Annotated in this window: 2 protein-coding genes; one reads left to right on the forward strand and one right to left on the reverse strand. The window is 62.1% G+C overall.

Annotation, left to right across the window (positions count from 1 at the left end):
• On the reverse strand, window positions 1-237 hold a 237-nt coding region (locus EN781_RS34955; RefSeq protein WP_210213515.1), incomplete at its 3' end, for a hypothetical protein.
• 434 nt (window positions 238-671) lie between these two features.
• On the opposite strand from EN781_RS34955, the gene EN781_RS32845 reads away from it, so the two are divergent.
• On the forward strand, window positions 672-1227 hold a 556-nt coding region (locus EN781_RS32845), incomplete at its 3' end, for an AMIN domain-containing protein (protein WP_127400741.1).

Below are 1227 nucleotides of genomic sequence, written 5' to 3' on the forward strand. Positions count from 1 at the left end.
TCTATCAGCATCTTGTTGGGCATTATTTCGTTTCCTCCCGGCAGCCGCCAGCCGCAGCTTGCGGGGCAAAGCCCGCTGCTTCGGTCCTGGAACATGGATGCCGGACAATTGAACGTCCGCCGGCCGCCGCTTGAGCGCCATGGCGGTGCCGCCCGCAGCCACGATGGCGCGGTTTGCTGCGGACCTTTCCATGATTGCGCTTGAAGCCATTGGCACCAGCAGAACCTTTTGAACCAAAGCCCGGACGAACCGGACCAGCTTGTTTGCTCATACAGAGCCGGCGCGGGACACCCCGGCCGTTTTCCTCACGCAAGCGATTCCCCCGCCACGGGCGCACGCCTGCGAAATTCGTCGCGATCACCTGAAGCCTTTTCGCTGGAAGCGAAAGGAGCCGCCTTTCATCTGACCTGTAGCAGGAAGCTGCGGAGGAAGCGGTTCCAGGATTGCAGTGATCCACCATCGCTTTTATGATTTGGCGGCAGGGAAGGCAACCCCGATTTCGGATGCCGGCAAAAAGGAGTTCCCTAAGGGAAGCCCGGCCTTCAATTCCTTGCGCGAAAAGGCTTGGTTAACCTTCTCTGGATACCAATCGTTAATCGAGTTCGCGGCCTTGCCGGCACTTCGATGCAACGACCGGCGCCTGGCGCCAAACCGGGAGCAACTGAAAGAACATGGGACTGGCAGGCACCGCAAACAAGGGTCGTTGCGCAGCCTGGCCTGTCTTGCATGCGGCCTGCGCGTTTTTGCTTATGGCGGTTTTCCTCGGCCTGTCGGGCGTTTCCCGCGCCGGAGACGCGCCGCTCGGCGCCACCAGCTACAAGATGGCCGGCGATGCCACCAAGATGCGCATCGTCATGACTTTCGACCGCGAGCCCGACATTAAATGGTTCCTGCTGCGCGGCCCCAATCGCCTCGTCGTTGACCTGCCGCGCACCAGATTCGCCATGAGTGCCAAGGATGTGAAGGCGCGCGGCCTGGTCCGGGCTGTACGCTACGGCGATCAGGGTGAGGGGTCACGGCTGATCCTCACCAGCAAGGGGCCGTTTGCGGTCGACAAGCTCGACGTACTCAAGAACGACGACGGCGGCGGCTATCGCATCGCCATCGACATATCGGCGGCCTCCGCGCGGGAATTCGATGCCGCGCTCGCCAACCAGGCGTTGACCACCGGCTCGACGGTGTCAACCGACAAGGGCGGCAGGGTCGGAACCGGGCCGATCTCCAATC

It is taken from the genome of Mesorhizobium sp. M4A.F.Ca.ET.090.04.2.1, from assembly GCF_003999085.1.
Classification (GTDB): domain Bacteria; phylum Pseudomonadota; class Alphaproteobacteria; order Rhizobiales; family Rhizobiaceae; genus Mesorhizobium.